The following is a 23237-nucleotide window of genomic DNA, read 5'->3' on the forward strand; positions in this document are numbered from 1 at the left end:
AAAAAGGCCGCAGCCGTTCTCAATCGTCGTCTTCCACGGTCACCTTCTCGCCCGTCACCCGCTGCGCCAGTGCCGCGGCCATGAACGGATCGAGCGCGCCATCGAGCACGTCGGTCGGGTTGGTGCTGACCACGCCGGTGCGCAGATCCTTCACCTGCTGATAGGGCTGGAGCACGTAGGAACGGATCTGGTGTCCCCAGCCGATCTCGGTCTTGGCGGCATATTCGCCGCTCGCCGCCGCCTCGCGCTTGGCAAGCTCCGCCTCATAGAGCCGCGCCTTCAGCATCCCCATCGCGGTCGCGCGGTTCTTGTGCTGCGAACGATCGATCTGGCTGGCCACGACAATGCCCGAAGGAACGTGGGTGATGCGCACCGCCGAATCGGTGGTGTTCACATGCTGCCCGCCCGCGCCCGAAGCGCGGTAGGTGTCGATCTTGAGATCGGCGGGGTTGATCTCGATGTCGATGTTGTCGTCGATCTCGGGATAGACCCAGACCGAGCTGAACGAGGTGTGCCGCCGTGCCGAGCTGTCATAGGGGCTGATCCGCACCAGCCGGTGCACGCCGCTCTCGGTCTTGGCATAGCCGTAGGCGTTTTCGCCCTTGATCAGCAGCGTCGCGCTCTTGATCCCGGCGGCTTCGCCTGCGTGATAGTCCAGCAGATCGACCTTGAACCCGTGGCGCTCCGCCCAGCGCGTGTACATGCGCTGCAGCATCTCGGCCCAGTCCTGGCTTTCGGTGCCGCCTGCCCCGGCGTGAACTTCGAGGAACGCGTTCGATCCGTCCGCCTCGCCCGCCAGCAGCGCCTGCACCTTGTCCGCATCGGCGCGCTCGGCCAGCGCAGCAAGGCTCGCCAGCCCTTCCCCGACCGTCGCTTCGTCGCCTTCCATCTCGCCGAGTTCAACGAATTCGATGGCATCGGCCATTTCGGCGCTGATCTCGTTCACCGTGCCGATCGACGCTTCAAGCCGCCGCCGCTCGCGCATCACCACTTCGGCCTGCTTGGGATCGTCCCACAGCTTCGGGTCCTCGACCCGCGCGTTGAGTTCATCGAGCCGCCGCACCGCGCGGTCCCAGTCGAGGAACTTGCGCACGAGCCGCAGCGCGGCCTCGATGCGGTCGATATGGGCCTGCCCTTCGGCACGCATGACGGGTCTCACTCCAAATTGCGGGAGCCCAGCCGCTTAGCGAAGCGGCGCGCCTTGTAAAGAGGCGCTTGGGGCTCGGCGCCTCGCGCTCAGCCCTTCTTGAGCTTCTGGACCGCCTCAAGCGTGAGCTTCACGTGATCCTTGTAGTCCATGTCCGAATGGACGAGCACGATCTTGCCGTTCTTCGCGATGACGTAGCTGGTGCGCTTGGTCAGTCCGCTCGAAATCCCGGCGACCTTCAGCGACACGTCATAAGCCTTGATGACGTCCTTTGACGCGGCGGCCACTGCAAACTTGTCGCGGCACTCGGCCGTGGAAAACTTCTGCAGCGTCGGCAGGTCGTCGTTCGACATGCCGATCACCGTGGCCCCGGCCTTGGCGAAATCGGCCGTCGCCTCGGCAAAGGCATGCGCTTCCATCGTGCAGCCCTGCGTGAAGGCCTTGGGGTAGAAGTAGAGCACAACCGGCCCCTTCGCGAGCAGCGCCTTGAGGTTGACCTTCATCGGCTTGCCGGCGAGTGCCCCCATCGTCGTGAAATCGGGCGCGACAGCACCCTGGGTCAGCTCCGCGTTGGCGGCAGCGGGGATAAGGAGGGCGAGCGCCGCAGCAGCGGACAGAACTGGCTTGATCATGAAACAGAGCCTATCAGCAAGCTTGCCTAGCGGGAACCGGCAATTGGTGCAGGAAAAATAGGGGCGGTCCCATTTTCCTGCCAGCCCGGCACGACTCAATAAATGCCGCCCTTGTCCTCGACGAAGTCGCCCTCTTCCACTGGCACGTCCTCGCCTCCGGCATCGCCCTTGGCCGCGCGCGCCTTGCGGATCGCCTCGAGCACCGCATCCTTCAGCGTCTGGTCTTCCGGCCGGAACGTGCGGGTCGGCTCGCTGTTGGGCTTGAACGCTTCCCAGATCACCGAAGCCTGCCGCTCATAATCCTGCGGTGTTCCGCCAAAGACCTGCCGTCCGGTTACCCGGTCGATCTTCACCATGCGGATGCCTTCGGGCACGGTAAAGGGCGTGTCGCTCCAGCGCGCCCGGGTCCGCTGCACGAATTCCTTGAAGATCGGCGCAGCGATCCGCCCGCCCTGGGCATAGCCGCCAAGGCTGCGCGGTTGATCATAGCCGAGATAGAGCGCGCTCACGATATCGGGCGAGCCACCGGCAAACCACACGTTGGTAGGCCCACTGGTCGTGCCTGTCTTGCCGAACAGCGGCAGGTTGAGGTCGGCCAGCGTCAGCGCCGTGCCGCGCACGACAACGCCTTCCAGCATATGCACCACCTGATAGGCGGTGCGGGAGTCCAGCACCTGCTTGCCGGTAGGCTTCATGCGCGGCATCGGCTTGCCGTCCCACTGCGCCATGTTGCAGCCGGAGCAATCGCGGTTGTCGGCCTTCCAGATCACCTTGCCATCGCGGTTCTGCACATAGTCGATCAGCGTCTGCTCGTGCTGGCGGCCATGGTTGGCAAGCGCTGCATAGGCATTCGTCATCTTCGCTGCGGTCGTATCGCCCGCGCCCAGCGCCATCGAAAGATAGGGCTGATAATCTCCGATCCCGACGCCCTTGATCGTGCGGACCACCTTGTCCATGCCGGTATCGTTGGCGATGCGCACGGTCATCAGGTTGCGCGATTGCTCAAGGCCCCAGCGCATCGTGTGGCTGCCCGAGCCGCCTTCATTGCCGAAGTTGCGGAAACATTTCTGCCCCAGCGCCGCACCCTGATAAACGCAGAACGTACCGTCGAGCACCATCGAGGCCGGGGTCATCCCGTTGTCGAGCGCCGTTGCATAGACGAACGGCTTGATCGTCGAACCCGGCTGACGCACCGCCTGCGTCGCGCGGTTGAACGAGCCCAGCCGGGAATCAAACCCGCCCTGCATCGCCAGCACGCGCCCGCTGAAGGGCTCTTCCACCACCATGCCGCCGGAAACTTCGGGGATGACGCGCACGGCCCAGCCGCCGCCCGAAGGCGCTACCGCGATCACGTCACCGGGCTTCATCGCGCTCGGCATCGCCCAGAGCGGCCCGGTGGTGCCGTCGGAAAATCCGATCCGCCCATCCCCTCCCTGACTATTGGCGCCGCGCTTCTCCAGCACCACGCCGATCCGCCAGTCCTGATAGCGGATCGCAAGGTTGCTGGTGACGAGTTCGGACTGCCAGTTCCCCGAAACGTCGAGCTTGGCGATCGGTCCGTTCCAGGCCCGTCCGCCGCTGAAGCGAAGGAGGCCTGTGCGCAGCGCTGTCTGTGCCGCTGTCTGGAGCTCGGTATCGAGCGAGGTGCGCACCCACAGGCCGCCAGCGTAGACGCTGTTGGGGCCGCCATCGGCATTCTCGCCAAACTTGTCGATCAGCTGGCGTCGCACTTCTTCGAGGAAATAGCCGGCATCCGCCGTGTAGTTTTCGGCACGCCGTGGCACGAGGCCCAGCGGCTGCGCCTTGGCTTCGGCCGCTTCCGCCGGAGTCGCCCAGCCGTTCTTGACCATCTGGTCGAGCACATAGGCGCGCCGTTCCAGCGCCTTCTCGGCAAACTTGGCGCGGCCATAGGTTTCCGGTGCCTTGGGCAGGATCGCGAGGAATGCGACTTCGTGGAGCTTGAGATCGCCCACGTCCTTGTCGAAATAGGCCCGCGCCGCTGCCTGCACGCCAAAGCTCTGCCGCCCCAGCGGGATCTCGTTGAGATAAAGCTCGAGGATCTGCTGCTTGTTGAGGACACTCTCGATTCGCCGCGCGAGGATCATCTCCTTGAGCTTGCGCGTGACCGAATATTCGTTGCCGATCAGGATGTTCTTGGCCACCTGCTGGGTGATGGTGGAGCCGCCGCGTGCGCGCTCGCCCGAACCGAATTTCAGCGTGTAGTCCACCATCGCGCCGATCAGGCCGGTAATGTCGACGCCGCCATGGCTGAAGAACGATTTGTCCTCCGCCGAAAGGAAGGCGTGGATCAGCGGCTCGGGAAAATCGACATAGCGCAGCTGCACCCGCCGCTCACGCGCATAGCTGGAGACGATCTCGCCATCATTGCCGCGCACCATGGTGGGCAGCGGCGGCTGATAGGTAAGCAGCTTGTCCGCCGATGGCAGCGTGCGGATAACGGTGACCCAGAGGATCAGATAGAGCACCGCCAGCACACCCAACGCATAGCCCGCACGGCGCACCCAGACCTGCGTGCGCCAGAGTTCCCGCGCCCGGCCCAGCAGCCCCGCTGCATTGCGCTGGATGCGCCAACGCACCGAAGTGCCATCACCGCCGGGAAGGTTGGGATCATTCGCCATCTGCGCGGCGCTTTAGCATGGCCTTTCGCGGAATTGCCAGTGGCGAGCTTCAGGGAACGACCGAGGCGATGTTGGTCCGCGCAAGATAGATCTCGATCGCCGTGGCAACGGATGCGGCAAACCCCTTGCGCCAGCCCGGATTGGCCAGCGCCCTCGCGTCGTCGGGGCTGCTGATGTAGCCAGCCTCGATCAGGGCCGAGGGCAGGTCGAGCGACTTCAGCACGACGAACGCAGCCTCACGCTCCGGATCGGTGTGGAAGCGCATCTTGCCATCTCCCTCGCGCAGCACAAGCGCCGCAAAGGCCCTCGAACGCTCGCGCATCTCGCGCTGCGAGAGGCTCACCAGAATCGCCGTCACCGCATCGGATTTGCCGCCCAGTTCCACCCCGTTCACGGTGTCGGACTTGTTTTCCCGCCGCGCGACTGCATCGGCCACCGCGTCGGAGCCCCGGTCGGACAGAGTATAAACCGTCGCTCCGGTTGCCTCGGGCGATTCCGAAGCATCGGCGTGGATGGAAACGAACAGATCGGCCTTCAGCCGCCGCGCGATTCCCGATCGTTCCTCGAGCGCGAGGAAGCGGTCGCCATCGCGTGTCATCGCCACCCGCACACGGCCGCCCGCGAGCAAGGCATCGCGCAGCGCCAGTGCGAGCGACAGCGTGATCTTCTTCTCCCGCTCGCCGTGCTGCCCGCTCGCGCCGGGGTCATGCCCGCCGTGCCCGGCATCGATCACCACGAGGGGCCGGCTCGCATCGGCCGGGCCTTCGATCTTGGGCAGCCCGATCTGCGCCGCCCCCGAAGGCAGGGCGATCCGGATAACATAGTCGGGATTGCGGGCCGGCGCGGCATACGCCAAGGCCATGAGGATCACGGCTGCCGTCATGACGGCCAACGGCACGCCCAGCACCACCCCGATCAGCACACGCCCTCTCATGGCTCGCGGCTATGCAATGCGGACTGCCGGGCGGTCCAGCAGGAATTGCTACGTGTTCCACCAGAGCGCCATCGGGGAGCGCCATCGGACCGCAGCCGCCCGGTCATGGTTTTAATTGCTGGTTGGCAATTCCGGTGCTAGCAGTGCCAATCTGGAACGAGCCCGGATCGGCCTCGGCTCCGCCTCCGAAACCTGCCGCAGTGCTAACGCGCGCGTCACAGATTATCGGGACAAGGCGTTGCCCTGACACGGTTTTTGCCCGGACCTGAAGTACCAGCGAAAAAGGGATCGCGGCCTTGGTTTTGGCCGTATTCGACCTTTTTCGCGCCAGAGGTTGATGTCTTGATGGAAATCCGTGCAACGTTCGAGCCGAGGAGCCCCACAGGGGCCCGCGCAGGCTTGGCGTGCATAGGTCCGTGCCAGTCGCCACGGACCATCCCACGGAATGCCATCTGGGCAGACACGCACCAACCGCCGCCGGGCGGCGAGCGCATCGGGCACGCAAAAGCGGCCTTTCCCGCGCTCCGAACCGGCAAACCCGCATTCGCGAAACGCCTCGCCCCGGCCCCGGCATCTGCCAGGCCCGGCCAAGACGGCTATCGCGCTTTCACATTGAACCGCGCCCAGAACCCGGGTTCACCCCCGTGGCCGCGCGGCTGGAGACTTTATAATGACCACGCGCATGCTGATCGATGCGCGCCACCCGGAAGAAACCCGGGTGGCGGTGCTCAATGGCAACCGGATTGAAGAGTTCGATTTCGAATCTGCTGATCACAAGCAGATCAAGGGCAACATCTATCTCGCCAAGGTAACCCGCGTCGAACCGTCGTTGCAGGCGGCTTTCGTCGATTTCGGCGGCAATCGGCACGGGTTCCTCGCTTTCAGCGAGATCCACCCCGATTACTACCAGATCCCCAAGGAAGACCGCGAGGCGCTCCTTGCCGAGGAAGCGGCCCACGCCGAGGAAGAAGCCGCGCTGCGCGCTGCCGACGAGGCCGAGCACGACGACCTCGATGACGAGGAAGGCGGCGATGACCGCTACGACTACGACGGCGACGAGGGCGTCACCGAAGTCGATACTTCGGAGAAAAACGAAGTCGCCACGATCGAGGGCGGCGTCGTCGAAAATGGCTTTGAAGACGAAGACGGCAACGGCGGCGACGAAGCCGGTGACGAGCAGGGCGAGGAAGGCTCCGACGACGAAGGCGGCCGCTCGCGCCGTCCCCGCCGCCAGCGCGCGCCCCGTGCCCAGGCGCGTGAGGCCGACGATCTGCGCGCCCGCCGCATGGCGCTGCGCCGCCGCTACAAGATCCAGGACGTGATCCAGCGCCGCCAGGTGCTGCTCGTCCAGGTCGTCAAGGAAGAGCGCGGCAACAAGGGCGCCGCCCTCACCACCTACCTCAGCCTCGCGGGCCGCTATTGCGTGCTCATGCCCAATTCGAGCCACGGCGGCGGCATCAGCCGCAAGATCAACTCGGCGGCAGACCGCAAGCGCCTCAAGTCGATCATGGCCGAGCTGGAACTGCCCCGCACGATGAGCTGCATCGTGCGCACCGCCGGCCTCCAGCGCACCAAGCCCGAGATCAAGCGCGACTTCGACTATCTCGCCCGCCTGTGGGACGAGATCCGCGAACGCACGCTCAAGTCCTCCGCGCCCGCGCTGATCCATTCGGACAGCGACCTCATCAAGCGCGCGATCCGCGACATCTACAATCGCGACATCGAGGAAGTCGTCGTCGAAGGCGAGCACGGCTACCGTGCCGCCAAGGACTTCATGAAGCTCCTGATGCCCAGCCATGCCAAGCGTGTGCGGCAATATGTCGATCCGGTGCCACTGTTCCAGCGCTATGGCGCCGAAGACCAGCTTACCGCGATGTACGATCCGGTCGTCCAACTGAAGAGCGGCGGCTACCTCGTGATCAACCCGACCGAGGCGCTCGTCTCGATCGACATCAACTCGGGCCGTTCCACCAAGGAACACGGCATCGAGCAAACTGCGGTCGCCACCAACCTTGAAGCCGCGCGCGAGATCGCCCGCCAATTGCGCCTGCGCGATATGGCCGGCCTCGTGGTGATTGACTTCATCGACATGGAGTACGGCTCCAACGTCCGCAAGGTCGAGAAGGCGATGAAGGAAGCGCTGCGCAACGATCGCGCGCGCATCCAGGTTGGCCGCATCTCGGGCTTCGGCCTGATGGAAATGAGCCGTCAGCGCCTGCGCACCGGCGTGCTTGAAGCGACGACCCGCGCCTGCCCGCACTGCGATGGCTCGGGCCTTGTCCGCACCGCGTCCTCTGCCGGGCTTTCGGCGCTGCGCATGATCGAGGACGAAGCCGCCAAGGGCAAGGGCACGATCATCTCGCTCTATGCCAGCCAGGAAGCGGCGATCTACGTGCTCAACGCCAAGCGCGCTGATCTGGCCGAGATCGAGGAACGCTATGGCGTCTCGGTCGAGGTAATCCCTGAGGGCGAGAACGAAGGCGCCAAGATGCGCGTTGCCTCGCGCGGGCCCAAGCCCTCGTTCGTGCCGCGCTTCGAACCGATCATCGAACCGGAAACGGATATCGACGAGGACGACGACTACGCCGAAGAGGAAGAGACCGAGGCGCAGGACGAGCCGCGCAGCGAACGGCGGGACCGCGATGAGGCAGATGGCGAAGGCGGTCGTCGCAAGCGCCGCAAGCGCCGCCGGGGTCGTGGCCGCGATCGTGATGGCAACGAGATCGCCCAGTCGGCAGCCGAAGAAGGCGAAGGCGGCGAAGGCGGCGAGGCTGACGGCGACGACGAAGGCGATGAGGACGGCGAGCGCAGCGAAGGCGGCGAACGCTCCGAAGATCGCAATGACGAGCGCGGACCGCGCAAGCGCCGCCGCCGCGGCCGTCGTCGGCGCGGAGGCCGTGGTGACGGCGATGCTCAGGGTGATGAGTCACAGCGCGACGAAGCGCAGGATGACGGGGCCCAAGGTGACGGGGCCAAGGCCGGCGACGACGCTGCCGAAGCCGCCGAAGCGCCCGTTCTGGTCGAGGCAGCCGAGGAAGCACCAGCCAAGCCGCGTCGCTCGCGTCGCCGCAAGGCAGATGCCCAGCCGGTCGAGGTCGAAGCCGAGGCTCCCGTATCCGAAGCCGCTGCGGAACCGGTAGTGGCCGAGGTCGAGACCGAAGCCCCCGCCAAGCCAAAACGCTCGCGCCGCAAGAAGGCCGAAGCCGCCGAAGCGGAAGCGCCGGTTGCCGAGGTTGTTGCCGAAGTCCCTGCGGCTGAACCGGTTGCAGAAGCGGAAGTCGAGGCCCCCGCCAAGCCGAAGCGCTCGCGCCGCAAGAAGAGCGATTCGCCCGAAGCAGAGGCACCCGCTGCACCCGCAGAGGAAACCGCTGCCACGGAGCCCACGCCGGAAACACCGGCTGAAGCACCGGCTGCCGCCGCTGCTCCGGCCGATGACAAGCCGGGTGAGCCGCGTCGCGGCTGGTGGCAGCGCACCTTCGGCGCCTGATCCAAATCAGTCAGGCGCACAAACACAAAGGGCCTCCCCGGCAGCCAAGCCGGGGAGGCCCTTTCGTTTGCTGGGACAGCGCGCCCTGTCAGGCGAGGCGCGTTGCGATGCCCCATTCCATCCACGCCGCCCAGCGCGGATTGCCGGGCAGATAGCCCTGGCCGATGGGGTCGACCTCAAACCCCGCATGACGCACCGCTGAAGTAACCGGGCGCGTCAGATGGCAGCCACCGGCAATCGGCTTCCAGAACGGCTCGATGCGCTGCTGCCAGCGCTGGACATCCTCATCTGGCGCGCTGCCGTGCTCGAGGAACAGGAACTGCCCGCCCGGCTTCAGGATGCGGCGCATCTCCGCCAGCACGCGCTGCGGATCGCTCACCGAGCACAAGGTGTAAGTGCACACCACCGTATCGAAGCTCTCGCTGGCAAAGGGAATCGCTTCGCCCACGCCATGGCGGATATCCGCTGCCCAGCCCTTCTTCGCCGCTTCCGCCCGCGCGAAATCAAGCAGCTTGTCCGATGGGTCGATCCCGGCGAAAGACGTTACCGCGCCTTGGTCATAGAACTGCTGGTTGTAGCCGCCGCCGCAGCCGATCTCGAACACCGCGCCGCGCGCCTTGGGCACAACCTGCCCGCGCAGATCCATGATCGCATCTGCTCCGCAGCAGGTGCGGATAAGCCGAGGCACCATGTGCCGATCCCAGAATGCCTTGAAACCCATGCCGCTAACCCCTCCATGCTGACTGGCGCTGTTGTTGCACGCCCCGGCGCAGACCGACAAGCGCCGCAGTGAAGCGTTTCACCGAGTCGATTGATTTCCATTTTGTGTCACAGTCTTCGCGCCAAACAGCCCGCTCAGCGCCACATCCACCTGATTCATAAAAGTATTTTACCGGCAGCCAAACCTGTATGCTCTTTTGCGCGTTAGGGGATTGTTAGAAGGTTGTGCGTAGATAAGGCCTTGCTCACCACGGAAGACACGAGGGGTGAGTGGCGCGTGGGGCGCCAACTCAGGAGATCGAACATGACGCTTTTCAAGAACATTCTCGCTAACGAAGATGGCGCGACCGCAATCGAATACGGCCTGATCGCCGCTCTCATCGCTGTTGCCGCCATCACCGCCATGGGCGCGCTGGGCAACTCGCTGTCGAACACGTTCACCCTGGTTTCGACCCAGATGAACAACGCTTCGGACGGCAAGCTCTAAGAGCTTCGCGCAAGCGAAACGTTCGGGGGCGGGGAACTTCGGTTCCCCGCCCCTTTCGTTTGTGCACCGTTCCTGGTGCGCGTTGTGGGCCGGTGCCACCATCCGCAGGAACAGAACAAGGGATTACCTGTCACCTTGGACAGGGTGCGAATGCCCCCCCTGCCCCCTTGCCCACGGCCACGGTTTCGCTAAGGACTGTTCATCCTTTTTTTCGAACCCGATCAACGTATCTGATCAACAAGGACGGCTCGATGGCGACCTTCACGCTTCCGAAGAATTCCAAGGTCAACGGCAAGTCGCGGCATTTCCCGGCGGCCACGCAAGGGAAGATCCAGAAGTTCAAGGTCTATCGCTACGATCCGGATAGCGGTGAGAACCCGCGTTACGATACCTTCGAGATCGATCTCGACCAGTGCGGCCCGATGGTTCTCGATGCACTGATCAAAATGAAGGGCGAACAGGACCCGACATTGACCTTCCGCCGTTCCTGCCGCGAAGGCATTTGCGGTTCGTGCGCGATGAACCTCAATGGCCGCAATGGCCTTGCCTGCACCACCGCGATTTCGGACCTCAAGGGCGAGATTCGCATCACCCCGCTGCCGCACATGGAAGTGATCAAGGATCTCGTCCCCGATTTCACCCACTTCTACGCGCAGTATGCCTCGATTCGTCCCTGGCTGCAGACAGTCTCACCCACGCCTTCGGGCAAGGAGCGCCTGCAAAGCCCCGAGCAGCGCGAAAAGCTCGACGGCCTCTACGAATGCATCCTGTGCGCCTGCTGCAGCACCTCGTGCCCCAGTTACTGGTGGAACTCCGACAAGTTCCTCGGCCCGGCCATCCTGCTCCAGGCCTATCGCTGGCTGGCCGACAGCCGCGACGAGATGACCGGTGAGCGGCTTGACGAACTGGAAGACCCCTTCCGCCTCTATCGCTGCCACACGATCATGAACTGCGCCAACGTCTGCCCCAAGGGCCTCTCGCCGGCGCGTGCGATCGCGGAAATCAAGAAGATGCAGGTCGAGCGCTCACTCTGACCTGCATTCGGCCCCGCGCCTGACATGCCCCCGACCGATATGACCGTCGACAACGCCGCCTTCACCTATGGCCCCGCCGCAGACCATCCCGGCTGGTATACCTGGGACCTGAAGGATCAGGACCGGTTCAATGCTTATGTCATGGGCCGGCTGCTGGTCCGCCGCGAGGACTTGCCCGGTGGCGGCCCGGCGGTGCGCCTGCGCATGTTTCCGGAGCGCCGCCACAGCAACCTGCTCGATGCGGTCCACGGCGCGATCACGCTCTCGCTGATCGACGTCTCGCTGTTCGCCTGCATGCGCCACGCGATCGATGGCGATGCTGCAGGCTCGGTCACGCTGGATCTGTCCACCCAGTTCATCGGTGCGGGCATTGTCGGCAAGCCGCTTGATGCCGTGGTGGAAGTCCTGCGCGAAACCCGCCGGCTTCTGTTCCTGCGCGGCACGGTGGTGCAGGACGACCATCTCGTCGCCGCCTTCAACGGAACCGTGCGCAAGCCCTCGGCGCGATGAGCGGCCTTGTGCAGCGCTATGCCGCGCTTGTCGCGGCTGGCGAGCTCAAACCCGATCCCGAACAGGCTGCCGCAGCCGCGCGGCTCGATTCGTTGCAGCAGGAGCTGGAGCGGCCCGCCCCCAAGCCCGGCCTCGTCGGCCGCCTGCTGGGAGCAAAGCCCCCTGCCCCGCCGCGCGGACTTTACATGTGGGGCGGAGTCGGGCGCGGCAAGTCGATGCTTATGGACCTGTTCCACGATACGTTGGAAGCAGGCCCCAAGCGCCGCGCGCACTTCCACGAATTCATGCTCGACGTTCATGCCCGCCTGCGCGTCGAGCGGCAGAAGGAGCGCGGCGACCCAATTCCCCCGGTCGCCGCTGCCATCGCGGCCGAGGCGCGCGTCCTCGCCTTCGACGAGATGGTGGTGAACAACAGCGCCGATGCGATGATCATGGGCCGTCTGTTCACCGCCCTGATTGCCGATCTCGGCGTCACAGTGGTCACCACATCGAATCGCGCGCCGAGCGAGCTCTACAAGGACGGGCTCAACCGCGAGCACTTCCTCCCGTTCATCGCGCTGATCGAAAGCCGGCTCGAGGTGATCGCGCTTAACGGCCCCACGGACTACCGCATGGCTCGCATGCAAGGTGTCGGCACCTGGCACGTGCCCAATGGCCCCGAGGCAACAGCAGCGGTGCGCGAGGCGTTCTTCCGCATGACGGACTATCCGCCGGAGGACAGCTTGCATGTCCCCACCGGCTCGCTCGATCTTGGCGGCGGGCGGATGCTGCACGTGCCGAAGAGCCTGAAGGGCGTTGCCGTGTTCAGCTTCAAGCGCCTCTGCGGCGAGGCACGCGGCGCGGCGGACTATCTTGCCATCGCGCGCAATTATCACACGGTTATCCTGGTCGGTATCCCCCGGCTGGGTCCAGACCAGCGCAACGAGGCCGCGCGCTTCGTCACGCTGATCGACGCGTTGTACGAGCACAAGGTTAACCTGATCGCGACTGCCGATGCGGAACCGGCAGATCTCTACCCTGCGGGTGATGGCCGTTTCGAATTCGAGCGTACGGTCAGCCGCCTGATCGAGATGCAAAGCCGCGAGTATCTCGCGCTTGGCCACGGCGAGGCCTGAACTTTCGCGTCGGCGTATGCAGCCACAGCAAAATCGCTCCAAATCCGAAGCGATTGCGTTAACCCTATTTCCACTTCGAAGGTCAGTCTGCGCGGCCCGACCAAAAAATATGAGCGCCCAAGGCAGCTGCACCTTGAGCGCTCATATTGAGCGATTCTCGCCATTCACGATGCAAGACCACCGGAAAACCGGCGATCTTGGAACGATCACTTAAAAAGCCAGTGCCAAAGCATGAGTGCCTCCCGAAAAGTGGACTGCACTCTTTTATCACTAATGGGTTTGGTTAACAACGTCTAAACGGTTCGCCGTCCCTGCCCCAGACTGGCATCGTAATCCTTCTCGAAGTCGGCAAAGGCGATCGGCTTGCCGAGGTGATAACCCTGCGCGCAATCGCACCCAAGGTCGCGCAGAAGCTGGAGCGTCGGCGCGTCTTCGATACCCTCGGCGACGACCCTCTGGCCCAGCGCATGAGCAAGATTGATGGTATTGGCCACGATGATCCGGTCGCGCGGGCTCGAGATCATCCGGGCGACAAACCGCCGATCGATCTTGAGTTCGTCACTCGGCAGGTCGGCCAGATAGGCAAGGCTGGCCTCGCCGGTTCCGAAATCGTCAATGGAAAGGCGGAAGCCCAGTTCACGCAGACGTGCCAGATTCTGGCAGGCTGCGGGCCGGTTCCGGACGCTGGAAGTCTCGGTGATCTCGACCGTCAGAAGCGCAGGATCGATACCCCGGCGGCGCACGATCTCGGAAAAGTTGCTGACAAGATCAGGCTTGTCGACCATCTGCGCCGAAAGATTGATGCTCATCTGGAACCGCGGTCCCCGCGCATTGAGCGCCAGTGTCGCGGTGATCGCCAGATCGAGCACCCAGTAGGTCAGGGCATCGATGCGGCCGGCGCGTTCCGCCTGAAGAATGAAGGCATCGGGCGCGATTGCACCACGTGTAGGATGGTTCCAGCGAATCAGCGCCTCGCCCCCGCAGATGCGATTGCTGGTCAGGTCGAACTGCGGCTGGAATGCGAGCCAGATCTCGCCATTGCGCAGGCCTTCCTCGATCCGTGCGTGCAGCGAAAGCTCCCACGGTGCCTCTGCAAGGCGGCTGGCCTCGAACATCTCGATCGATCGGCCGCTCGCCATGGCCTGGTTGGCGCTGGCGAGAGCCGAATTGAGCCGGGTCGGCACATCGAGCCCCTCGTTACGATCCAGGCCGAAATGGATGTTCGTATCGAACGTATGCGCCCCGATCTGGAGCGGCGAGGCAAACAGGGCGCGCAGCCCTTCGAGGTGGTCGAGCTGCGTTTCGAGCGGACGCGCTTCCTCGGACCAGGCAAACTGGCCGCTTTCGCCATGGTAGATCGTGTCCGTTCCGGAACCGGCGGTTATGCGTCTTGCGATAGCTCGGGCAAATTCGCCATGCAGTTCATGCGGCAAGGTTGCGAGCATTTCCTCATACCGCGCGACGACCGCCACGACCATGTCCGCCCCCACAGGCATCGTGCCGTTGGTGAACGCAAGGAGGTTGGGCAGGCCTGCGGCGCTCGTCAGCTGGATTCGCCGTGCTCGCTTCTGCCAAAGGCGCAGCGCGGCATAGACGGAGATGAAGATCAACGCGCAGTCCGGCGGGAACACGATACCTTGCGTGCGCAGAAGAGCAGGCAGGCCGATGACCGTGGCAACCGTCGCGATGTACCATGCCAGCTTGGTGCGCCGCCTTGCCCGTGCGCCTTGCACCACCAGCAACGCCGCCAACAACAGCATGGGAATCGAACCGAACTTCTGACCGAACGACACCGAGAACGGCAAGGCGAGCCCCGCCGCGCCAGCGATATCGAGCGCAACGGCCGGAACCAGCCGGTGGCCGAAGTACCGGATCGACGGAACCCGTTCGGGCGAGGTCACGATCACCGTACGCCCCGAGAGACCGGATGGCAGGGGTGCCCCGCTCAGAATGTCCTGCGAACGGACCCGGGGAATTGACTGGGGATCAATCGAAAAATCGGGATAGTAGTCGGATTCGAAGCCGCTCTGTACGCCTGCCAGCGCCGCGCCCAAAGTCTGGTATTCCCGGCCACGGATCGTGACCGTGTAGGGTGCGGAAATCGCATAGTAGACGAAATTGGACCGCCATGCGGACACCACGACCTTCGTGTTCCTCACCACCTGTGCCGATGGCAAGGTGAAGGCGTGGTCGTCGAAGTCGTCCATCTTCTCGGCGCGCGCGACAACGGCGATATCGGAATCGAAGCTTTGCAGCGCCTGCATCAAGGCGGTGTCGCCAACCTTGTCTTCTCCCGCCGGAATGACCGCATCAAAGAAGACCCGGCGCGGCATCTGCCGGCGGAGCTTGTTCAGCAGATCGGCCTGTTCGGCAGTCGTCCACCCGCTGCGGTCATCCACTGTCAGCAGCACAGTGTTCGTGGGAGCATCACGCCGAAGGTTTTTGAACACCACATTCCAGTAGGAATGCGCCAACGGCTCTCCGGTGGCGAACATTGCGAGGAGCAACGCCGCCAGCAGGGAAAAACCCAATGTTGATCGCAAAACCTGCCGCATGGACCGCCCAAATGGGGTTGGTGACACCCGGCCATAGCCCGAAATGGTTTATATAGATTTAAGATTCGACCATCGGATTCAGCTATGTATGCATTCAAGTATATGGTTTTAAAGAACTATCTTCAAACTTCTGTCCAGCATCAGCAATTGCCAGATCAGCCGGCTGTGATCGCTCGTCCCGGCAATATGCGCCTCTGCCAGAGCCGCCAGACGGGCGGTGTCGAACCAGCCCGTGCGGGCGAGAGTCCCGCCGGAAACCACCTGCCGCGCCTCTCCTGCAAGCGGCCCGCGCAGCCAAGCGGCGATGGGGGTGACGAAGCCCATCTTCTGCCGGAACAGGATATCCTCGGGAAGATAGCGCCGCATGGCCTCCTTCATCAGCCATTTGCCCGTCCGCCCGCGCACGCGCACCCGTTCGGGCAGCCGCGCCCCGAATTCGATCAGGCGATGATCGAGCAGCGGCTCGCGCGCCTCAAGGCTCACCGCCATGCTCGTGCGGTCGACCTTGGTCAGGATATCGCCGGGCAGGTAGAACTTGAGATCGGCATATTGCGCCCGGTCCAGCCCGCTGCGCGCCGGTGCCCCGCGCATCAGCTCCACGAACGGCTGCTCGGCGCGGTAATCCCCGCGCAGGCGCCGGAATTCGTCGGAATAAAGGCTCGCGCGCAGCTCCGGCCCGGTCACCGCCAGCGCCCGCGCGTAGCCCTCCTCGCCGGTCCCAGCGAGGCTGAGCAGCGTGGTCCTGGCGCGCAGCGGGCGCGGGGCCCAGTCCAGCTTTGGATAAGCTGCGCCGAGCCCGCCCAGCAGCGGACGGCGGAGCGCAGCGGGCAGGAAGGCGCGCACCTGCTCCTCGCGGTGCTGGAAGGTCTGGCGGCGATATCCGGCAAAGGCTTCGTCCGCCCCGTCGCCCGATAGCGCCACGGTCACATGTTCGCGCGCCAGTTGCGAGACGCGGTATGTCGGCAAGGCAGAGGCATCGGCGAACGGTTCGTCGAACATCGCCGCGAGCGTGTCGACCAGCGCGAAGTCTTCCGCGCCGACGATCCGCTGATGGTGTTCGGTGCCATATTGCGCGGCTATGCGGCCCGCATACTCGGTCTCGTCGAGCGCCTTAACATCGAAACCGATCGTGCAGGTCTTGACCGGCTCGCGGCTCGCCTCTGCCATCAGCGCGACGACGCTGGAGCTGTCCACCCCGCCCGAAAGGAAAGCGCCCAGCGGCACGTCGGCGACCATGCGCGAAGTCACTGCCTCGCGCAGGTGGTGCAGCAGATGCGCGCCGAGATCGGCCTCGCTCCCGCGCTCGCGGCGTTCGAACGAGACGTCCCACCACTGCACCGGCGGCGGCGGCGGGGCATCGTGGCGCAGCAGGCGGTAGTGCCCGGCCGGCAGCTTTTCCACGCCTTTCAGGATCGCGCGCGTATCGGGCACGAAGCCCCAGGTGAGGTAGTCCTCCACCGCCAGCGGATCGATCTCCCGCCGCAGCGAAGGGTGTGCGAGGAGCTGCTTCAGCTCGGACCCGAAGATCACGCTGCCATCGGCCAGCGTTGCCATATGGAGCGGCTTCACCCCCAGCCGATCCCGCGCCAGCAGGAGTGTGCGCTGCCGCAGATCATAGAGCGCGAAGGCGAACATGCCGTGGAGGCGCGGCAGGCAGTTCATCCCCCAGCGCTGCCAGGCCGCGAGGATCACTTCGCTGTCACCATCGGTGCGGAACGTCGCGCCCTCGGCCTGCAATTCGCGGCGCAGTTCGCGGAAATTGTAGATCTCGCCGTTGAACACCAGCATGGCCGCACCATCGGACGAGGCCATCGGTTGCGGCGATCCCGCAAGGTCGATGATGGCAAGGCGCAGGTGCCCAAGCCCCACCCCCGGAGCGGTCCAGACCCCCTGCCCGTCCGGCCCGCGATGCGCCGCGACCGCGCACATCCGCGCGACCCGGTCCGGATCGACGGGCTTCAGGCCCTCGGTATGGAAGATCCCGGCAATGCCGCACATGGGTCAGCGCTTACCGGACGCGCGCCGTGCGGTCCATCCACAGCGCGATGGGGCCGGTGGCGGCAAGGAAGCTGCGGATCGATTCATCGGGCGGCGGCGCGCCCTCGCCTGCCTCGGCGGAAAGGATCAACGCCATAGTCGGGCGCGCGCGCAGCAGAAGGCGGTCCTCCATGTTGGCGAGTTTGAGCCGGGTGTTGCTCCCTGTGAGCAGTTCACCGGTGCGCAGCCAGGTCACGGCAAGGCGGTGGATCGGGCCCGGCGCCTGAATCACGTCGCTGCGGGCATCGGCAAAGACCGGGCCCGGCTCCTCCCACGCCCAGCGGCTGCCGAGCGGCAAGGCGCCCTGGCCAAAGCCCCCGGCCTCCTTGCCATCGCCTTGCGCGGCGTAGAGCGCAAAGGACATATCGACCACGTGGCCCTTGCCATCGGTGTAGCGCGCCACCAGCCGGTGATCGGCGCCGCCGTGGAGCGGGTGCCACTCGGCTTTCGGGCTGCCGTTGTCGAACTGCCAGCCAGGTACTGTCTGAAGCGTGATGAGGCCTGGCATGGGTGCTGCGATCCGGCTTGCCGCCGCGCTCCAGGCAAGGCCCGCCAGAGCAAGGGCGGCGATCCCGCCAAGCGCAACCGTGGTGGGCAGTGCAAGGCGCTCCAGCCGCGCCAGCAGCGGCGAGGCTGCAATGGCAGCTCCATCTACCAGCGGCGCATCGATCTTGCGGTCGAAGAACCGCCAGCCAACAGCCATGACCAGCCCCATGACCAGTGCGAAGAACACCCAGCCATAGAAGATGTGGTCAAAGCTTGCGGCAAATTCGATCCCGCGCCAGCTGGCGATGTAGACCGTACCCCACGCCCTCACGCCGTTCGCAAGCACCGGCACCACCAGCGACAGCGCCATGAAGCCCGCTCGGCGCCGCCAGCTCGCAAAGCAGACGTTGGAAACGAGCGCGCCATAGGCGAGCATCGCGATCAGGAACTTCACCCCGGAGCAGGCCTCCGCCACTTCGAAGTAGCCGAAGCGCGTGGTGATGAACACGCCATCGATCGTTGCCGGAATCTGGCTCAGCGCCAGCAGCAGCATGGTCAGCTTGGCGGTGATCGTCTGGAGGAACGGGATCAGCTCATCGCCAAAGGGCACCAGCGTGAGCATGTAGCCCAGCGGAAAGAGCTGTGCGGCGGCAACCCTTGGCCCCAGCAGCGCCAGCGCAGCGCCCTGCAGCATCACCACGACCGCCAGTTGCCGCGCCAGATTAAGCCCCGAAAAGTCGCCCAAAACCCACAGGAACACTGCTCCGCCCGTCACGATCAGGCCCGGCCACCAGGCGCGCGGCACGATCTGTGCGGTTTCGGCGGCGCGCTGCATGGCCAGCCAGCCGAGGATCGGCGGAATGAGCAGGATATGGTTGTAGGTGGAACTCTCCCACCACTGCCAGGCCATGTCGCGCCAATCGCCGAGGAACAGGACGATCAGCGCCAGCCACACGGCGGCCAGCCGGATCAACGGCGCGCGCCAGTGGCCCGGCACGCGGGCAAACAGGCGCGACAGCAGGCCTTGGGGCCGCGCCGGAAGCGCGCTTTCAGGCAGCATCGGCCGCAGACTCCGGCGGACCGGCAATCAGTTCGCGCAAGGGCGCCAGCACACGGTCCCAGCCGCATTCGGCCACCACGAAGTGCCGCGCCGCAGCACCCAGGGCGGCAGCCGCAGCGCGGTCCGCCAGCAGCGCCAGCGCGCGATCCGCCAGTGCCAAGGGTGCCTCGGCCAGCGCGAAGTGCTCCCCGTCGGCCCCGCCGATGCCCGTCGCCGCAGCAGGCGTCAGCAGCACCGGGCGCGCCATGGCCATCGCCTCGAGCACCTTGTTCTGCACCCCGCGCGCGATGAGCAGCGGCGCCGTGACCAGATCCGCCCCCGCCAGCCACGGCCGCACATCGGCAACAGCGCCGGTCACGAAAGTGCCATTGATCCCCTCAAGCGCCCGCACCGCAGCCGTTGGCGCACGGCCGACGATGGCGAAGCGCGCCTCCGGATGGACCGCCCGGATGCGCGGCATCACTTCGTGCGCGAAAAGCTCCACCGCCGTCACGTTGGGCGGATAGTCCATCTGCCCGGTGAACACGATGCCGGGGCCTGCGCCCGCCAGTTCCGGTGCCGGTTCAACCATCGCCGGATCGAACAGTTCGGTATCGATGCCATTGCCCAGCGCGCGCACATCGGGCCGCGCGCTTCCGGCTAGGCGGCTTTCGAACAGCGCGCGCTCCTCGCGGCTGATGAAGAGGCTCGTTGTCGCGCGGCGCGCCGCCTTTTCCTCGAACCGGCGCAGCAGCCGCGCCTCGCGCGCATAGAGCAACCGGCGAGGCAGCGCGCCGGTCTGGGCATAGGCTTCGAACTTCGCTGAATCGACGTCGACGAAATCCATCACCACCCGCCCCCGGAATTCAGGCGGCACATATTGCGCCATCTGCCCGGAAAACACGAAGATCGCCGAAATCGGGCGGGTTTCCAGCAATTGATGCACCCAGCGCTGCAATTTGGCAGAGGCAAACGCGGCCAGGCTGACCGGCAGCCCCTGCCCAAGCGCTGCAAGTGCTGCGAGCGGAAGCGGCGCACCGCGGCGCACGATGCAGTGGCTGGTCGCAATCGCGGCGACTGCGCCTTCCTGCGCGAGGTCCGCCGCATCATCGGCCAGCGCGCCCACATGCACCGGCGCGATCTCCGCGATCCGGCGCAGCAGGTGGTTGGAGCGGATCTTGTCCCCCCGGTCGGGCGGAAAGGGCACGCGGTGCGCGAGGAACAGGACCTCGCTCATGCCAGCCCCTGCGCGATGAACGGCCCGATCCGGTTGGCGATGCCCAGCGGCAGCTTCTGCCACAGCGCGATCTTCGCCTTGTAGCGCGGGCTCAGCGGATTGACGTCGCGCGGCGGTGCGCCATCGGCGCTCCACACGGCATAGCTCAGCGGCTGCGGCGCAAAGCCCCAGTTGCGCTTGAAGTGATAGGCGCCGGTATCGGTCTTGGAGCGCCCGAAATCGAAGCGATCACAGCCCTTCCGCCGCGCATGGCACATCAGCGCGTAATACATGACGTCATTCGCCCGGAGCGCGCGCGCCGCATGCACCCCGCCGCCCCAGTACGGCATCACCGCGCCGCGATGATAGAGGCTGAGCACCGACGCCACCGCGCGGCCCTCGTGCAGCACGGTCAGAATGTCGGCATCCTCGCCGAACGCATCCATCACCGCCTCGAACAGGGCGCGCGGAAACACCGGGGTGCCCAGATTGCGCACGGATTCAGCATAGACGGCGTAGTGACAGTCCCGGTCCTGCCTATCGCGGCCGACGCGAATCTCCATCGCGTGTCCCAGCCCCTTGCGCACTTCGGCGCGCTGCTTGCGCGGAACCCACGTCAGCTGCGCCTCGTCATCCACGGCAAGCGGCGCGACGAAACCGGCATGGCTGTCGCGCTTGATGTGCCAGGCGGCATTCTCCGGCATCGTGCCGCCGCGTAGTTCGACCGTCGGGCAAGTCAGGCGCCGGGCGAGTTCGGTGGCCGCTGCAAAGAGATCAGGCGCAGCGTCCGCATCGCCCAGCAGACCGCCGCCGACAGCAAATCCGGTCGAGACCAGTGCCCGGCCAAACAGCGGCGAATGCACGGCATGGAGCGGCAGCAGCGCCGCGATCGCCCCTTCGCGTTCGGCGAGCAGCATGTGCGCCGGATGCCCCGCCGCACGCGTCACCGCCTCCAGCCATTCAGGCCGATGGAACGGCGTCGCGCCATCCGCCTCCGCCACGAAGCGGGCAATAGCGCCCCGATCTCCCGGATCGGCAAGGCGGACCCGGGTCAGCGACGGCCGAAAGGGTGCGTTCATGCCGCAACCTGCTCGGCATCAAGCCGCGCGGCCTCGGCAGCAACGACCGCATCCATACGCCCCCACTGGAACGCGCCGAGCAGCTTCCGGAGCTTGGGCGCCATAACCGAAAGATTGGTGTAATGCCGCAAGCGCGAACGCAGCGGCGCATCGGTGCGGCGAGGCTGATCGGGATCTACTTCCCACGGATGGAAGTAGAACGCCGCCGGCCGTCCATCGTGCCGGTTAACCCGGTCCACCGCCCAATGCGAGAGAGCATAGGGCAGCAAGCGGAAAAACCCGCCGCCGCCCGCCGCCATGCGCCGCCCGGCCAGTTCCACCGTCGTCACCGGCACTTCGACCAGCGGCGAGCCTGCCACCGGGCGGAACGCAAAGCGCGGTGCTTCGCGCCAGCCATAGTGATCGTGGACAATCGGCGCGACGCTGGAAGAATAGGTATAGCCGTGCCGCGCAAGCACTTCGTGTGCCCAGGGCGTGCGCGCATCGATCGAAAAGCTCGGCGCGCGGTAGCCGGTCACCGCGCTGCCGCTGGTGTCTTCCAGCACGGCGCGCGCCCGTGCGATATCCTCGGCAAAGGCCGCCTCGCCCATGGCAAACACGCGCTTGTGGTCCCAACCGTGGCTGGCGATCTCGTGGCCCTGCGCGGCGATCCGGCGCATCATTGCGGAGTGCTTCTCCGCCACCCAGCCGAGTGTGAAGAACGTCGCCTTGACCCCGGCCTCGTCGAACAGCGCGAGCACGCGGTCACAGTTCGCCTCGACGCGCCGGTCCAGCCCGTCCCATTCGCCGCGCCCGATCACATGTTCGAACGCGCCGACCTGGAACCAGTCCTCGACATCGACCGACATGCCGTTGAGCACGGCACCCGAGGGCTGCGGATGACCAAGATCGGGGCGGGACATGGCGCCATCGCTCCTTCAGGCCGCGCGCCGCGGCGTTTCGCTTTCGAGCCACTCGATCAGCATTGTCAGCACATGGCGGATCGCCTGCTCCTGCTCCGCGCCGCGTGCTTCGAGCGCCACGATGCGCTGCTGCAGCGCGCCGAGCATGGCTTCGAGCGTCTCGAACCGCGCGTCCGTGGCGGTAACCACCGTCGGCTGGGAGGGCATGTCGGCCAGCTCGAGCACGGCCTTCTGGAGTTCGGTGATCTGCTCGGCATGTCCCGAAATGGCTTGCTGCAGGCCTGCAAGACCGGCAATCGCGGCAGCGGGAACGGCGGCGACCGATGCCTCAGGCGCTTCCGGCGCGATCAGCGGAGCGGGCGCAGGGGCGGGTGCTGCCGGATCGGCCAGCGTGCCATCCTGCTCCAGATCGGCAATCACTTCGGCCAGCATGGCGCTGTCGATCTGCGACTTCTGCTCGACCGCGCCCATCAGCAGCAGACGGCCGACCACCTGATTGATCCGGCGCGGCAAGCAGCCGGTGACACGGGCAAGATCGGCGAACACACGTTCTTCGAACGCCGGATTGCCGCTCCAGCCCACGCAGGCCAGGCGGTGCATCACATAGGGGCCGACTTCGCGGGGCTCCATCGCCTCAAGGTGGTGCGTCGCGATCACGCGCTGGCGCAGCTGCTCCAGCCGCGGGGAGTTCTGCAGCAGATCGCGGAATTCGGGCTGGCCCAGCAGCAGGATCTGCAGCAGCGGATGCGCGCCCAGCTGGAAGTTGGAGAGCATGCGCAGCTCTTCCAATGCCTCGATCGAAAGGTTCTGCGTCTCGTCCACCACCAGCAGGCAGCGGCGCCCGGCGCGCGCTTCTTCGTGAAGGAACGCCTCGATCAGTCCGAGCGCGCTCGCCTTGTCGTGCCCACCCACCGCGATCCCGAAGGCACGCGCGGTCATGTGGACCATCTCGCCGCCATCAAGCCGGCTCGTCACGATCTGCGCCGCAGTCAGCCGCTGGCGGTCGATCGTGGCAAGGAGATGCGCCGCCAGCGTCGATTTGCCCGCCCCCACGGCACCGGTAATGACGATGAAGCCTTCACCCTGTGCAAGGCCATAACCGAGGTAGGACAATGCCTTGCGGTGCGTTCCGCTCTCGAAGTAGAACTCCGGATCGGGGGTAAGCTGGAAAGGCCGTCCGGTCAGCTGGTAAAACGTATCGTACATCTTGGGGGACGC

At 65.5% G+C, this 23237-nt stretch carries 17 protein-coding genes; 5 read left to right on the plus strand and 12 right to left on the minus strand.

Going from position 1 to position 23237, the window contains the following annotated elements:
• Positions 1-19 precede the first annotated feature (19 nt).
• The 4 genes from prfB to ACO06X_RS05315 form a co-directional block, all read right to left on the minus strand.
• Positions 20-1147 carry a peptide chain release factor 2 gene (prfB, locus tag ACO06X_RS05300; protein ID WP_298173041.1) on the minus strand — a complete coding sequence of 376 codons (1128 nt, stop codon included), beginning with the start codon at positions 1145-1147 and terminating at the stop codon, positions 20-22.
• An 89-nt stretch (positions 1148-1236) separates the two neighbouring features.
• A complete protein-coding gene (locus tag ACO06X_RS05305) occupies positions 1237-1779 on the minus strand; it encodes a peroxiredoxin (RefSeq protein WP_421838927.1) in 543 nt (180 codons plus the stop codon).
• A 95-nt stretch (positions 1780-1874) separates the two neighbouring features.
• Complete coding sequence (locus ACO06X_RS05310; RefSeq protein ID WP_421838928.1) at positions 1875-4418, minus strand: penicillin-binding protein 1A; 2544 nt, start codon at positions 4416-4418, stop codon at positions 1875-1877.
• Positions 4419-4467: 49 nt separating this feature from the next.
• Positions 4468-5352 carry an N-acetylmuramoyl-L-alanine amidase family protein gene (locus ACO06X_RS05315; protein WP_421838929.1) on the minus strand — a complete coding sequence of 295 codons (885 nt, stop codon included), beginning with the start codon at positions 5350-5352 and terminating at the stop codon, positions 4468-4470.
• Positions 5353-6022: 670 nt separating this feature from the next.
• Between ACO06X_RS05315 and ACO06X_RS05320 the strand changes: the two genes are divergently transcribed.
• Positions 6023-8839 (plus strand): Rne/Rng family ribonuclease, encoded by a 2817-nt coding sequence (locus ACO06X_RS05320; RefSeq protein WP_421838930.1) that lies wholly within the window; start codon positions 6023-6025, stop codon positions 8837-8839.
• Between the two features lie 88 nt (positions 8840-8927).
• Here ACO06X_RS05320 and ACO06X_RS05325 read toward each other — a convergent pair whose 3' ends face one another.
• The gene (locus ACO06X_RS05325) at positions 8928-9560 is read right to left on the minus strand and encodes a class I SAM-dependent methyltransferase (RefSeq protein WP_421838931.1); all 633 of its coding nucleotides are present in this window, start codon (positions 9558-9560) and stop codon (positions 8928-8930) included.
• 303 nt (positions 9561-9863) lie between these two features.
• Here ACO06X_RS05325 and ACO06X_RS05330 point away from each other — a divergent pair, with 303 nt between their 5' ends.
• From ACO06X_RS05330 to zapE, 4 genes are all read left to right on the plus strand, one after another.
• Positions 9864-10046 (plus strand): Flp family type IVb pilin, encoded by a 183-nt coding sequence (locus tag ACO06X_RS05330; RefSeq protein ID WP_421838932.1) that lies wholly within the window; start codon positions 9864-9866, stop codon positions 10044-10046.
• Positions 10047-10297: 251 nt separating this feature from the next.
• Positions 10298-11080, plus strand: coding sequence for a succinate dehydrogenase iron-sulfur subunit (locus ACO06X_RS05335; protein WP_298165550.1), 783 nt, complete (start codon positions 10298-10300; stop codon positions 11078-11080).
• A 39-nt stretch (positions 11081-11119) separates the two neighbouring features.
• Positions 11120-11590, plus strand: coding sequence for a PaaI family thioesterase (locus tag ACO06X_RS05340; RefSeq protein WP_421838933.1), 471 nt, complete (start codon positions 11120-11122; stop codon positions 11588-11590).
• On the plus strand, positions 11587-12705 hold the full coding sequence (gene zapE / locus ACO06X_RS05345; RefSeq protein ID WP_421838934.1) for a cell division protein ZapE: 1119 nt from the start codon (positions 11587-11589) through the stop codon (positions 12703-12705). The genes ACO06X_RS05340 and zapE overlap by 4 nt, the downstream gene beginning before the upstream one ends.
• Before the next feature lie 293 nt (positions 12706-12998).
• Here zapE and ACO06X_RS05350 read toward each other — a convergent pair whose 3' ends face one another.
• The 7 genes from ACO06X_RS05350 to ACO06X_RS05380 all read right to left on the minus strand — a co-directional run bounded on the left by ACO06X_RS05350 (position 12999) and on the right by ACO06X_RS05380 (position 23225).
• On the minus strand, positions 12999-15200 hold the full coding sequence (locus ACO06X_RS05350; RefSeq protein ID WP_421838935.1) for an EAL domain-containing protein: 2202 nt from the start codon (positions 15198-15200) through the stop codon (positions 12999-13001).
• Positions 15201-15368: 168 nt separating this feature from the next.
• Complete coding sequence (locus tag ACO06X_RS05355; protein ID WP_421838936.1) at positions 15369-17258, minus strand: XrtA/PEP-CTERM system amidotransferase; 1890 nt, start codon at positions 17256-17258, stop codon at positions 15369-15371.
• A 10-nt stretch (positions 17259-17268) separates the two neighbouring features.
• Complete coding sequence (gene xrtA, locus ACO06X_RS05360) at positions 17269-18843, minus strand: exosortase A (protein ID WP_421838937.1); 1575 nt, start codon at positions 18841-18843, stop codon at positions 17269-17271.
• Positions 18833-20059, minus strand: a complete 1227-nt coding sequence (locus ACO06X_RS05365) for a TIGR03087 family PEP-CTERM/XrtA system glycosyltransferase (protein ID WP_421838938.1) — start codon at positions 20057-20059, stop codon at positions 18833-18835. Before ACO06X_RS05365 ends, xrtA begins: the two co-directional genes overlap by 11 nt.
• Entirely contained in the window at positions 20056-21117 is a 1062-nt protein-coding gene (locus tag ACO06X_RS05370; protein ID WP_421838939.1) for a FemAB family XrtA/PEP-CTERM system-associated protein, read from the minus strand. The genes ACO06X_RS05365 and ACO06X_RS05370 overlap by 4 nt, the downstream gene beginning before the upstream one ends.
• Positions 21114-22019, minus strand: a complete 906-nt coding sequence (locus ACO06X_RS05375) for an XrtA system polysaccharide deacetylase (RefSeq protein WP_421838940.1) — start codon at positions 22017-22019, stop codon at positions 21114-21116. The genes ACO06X_RS05370 and ACO06X_RS05375 overlap by 4 nt, the downstream gene beginning before the upstream one ends.
• A gap of 15 nt (positions 22020-22034) precedes the next feature.
• Entirely contained in the window at positions 22035-23225 is a 1191-nt protein-coding gene (locus tag ACO06X_RS05380; protein ID WP_421838941.1) for an AAA family ATPase, read from the minus strand.
• Between the last annotated feature and the right edge of the window lie 12 nt (positions 23226-23237).

Source organism: Novosphingobium sp., assembly GCF_965229225.1.
Classification (GTDB): Bacteria; Pseudomonadota; Alphaproteobacteria; order Sphingomonadales; family Sphingomonadaceae; genus Novosphingobium.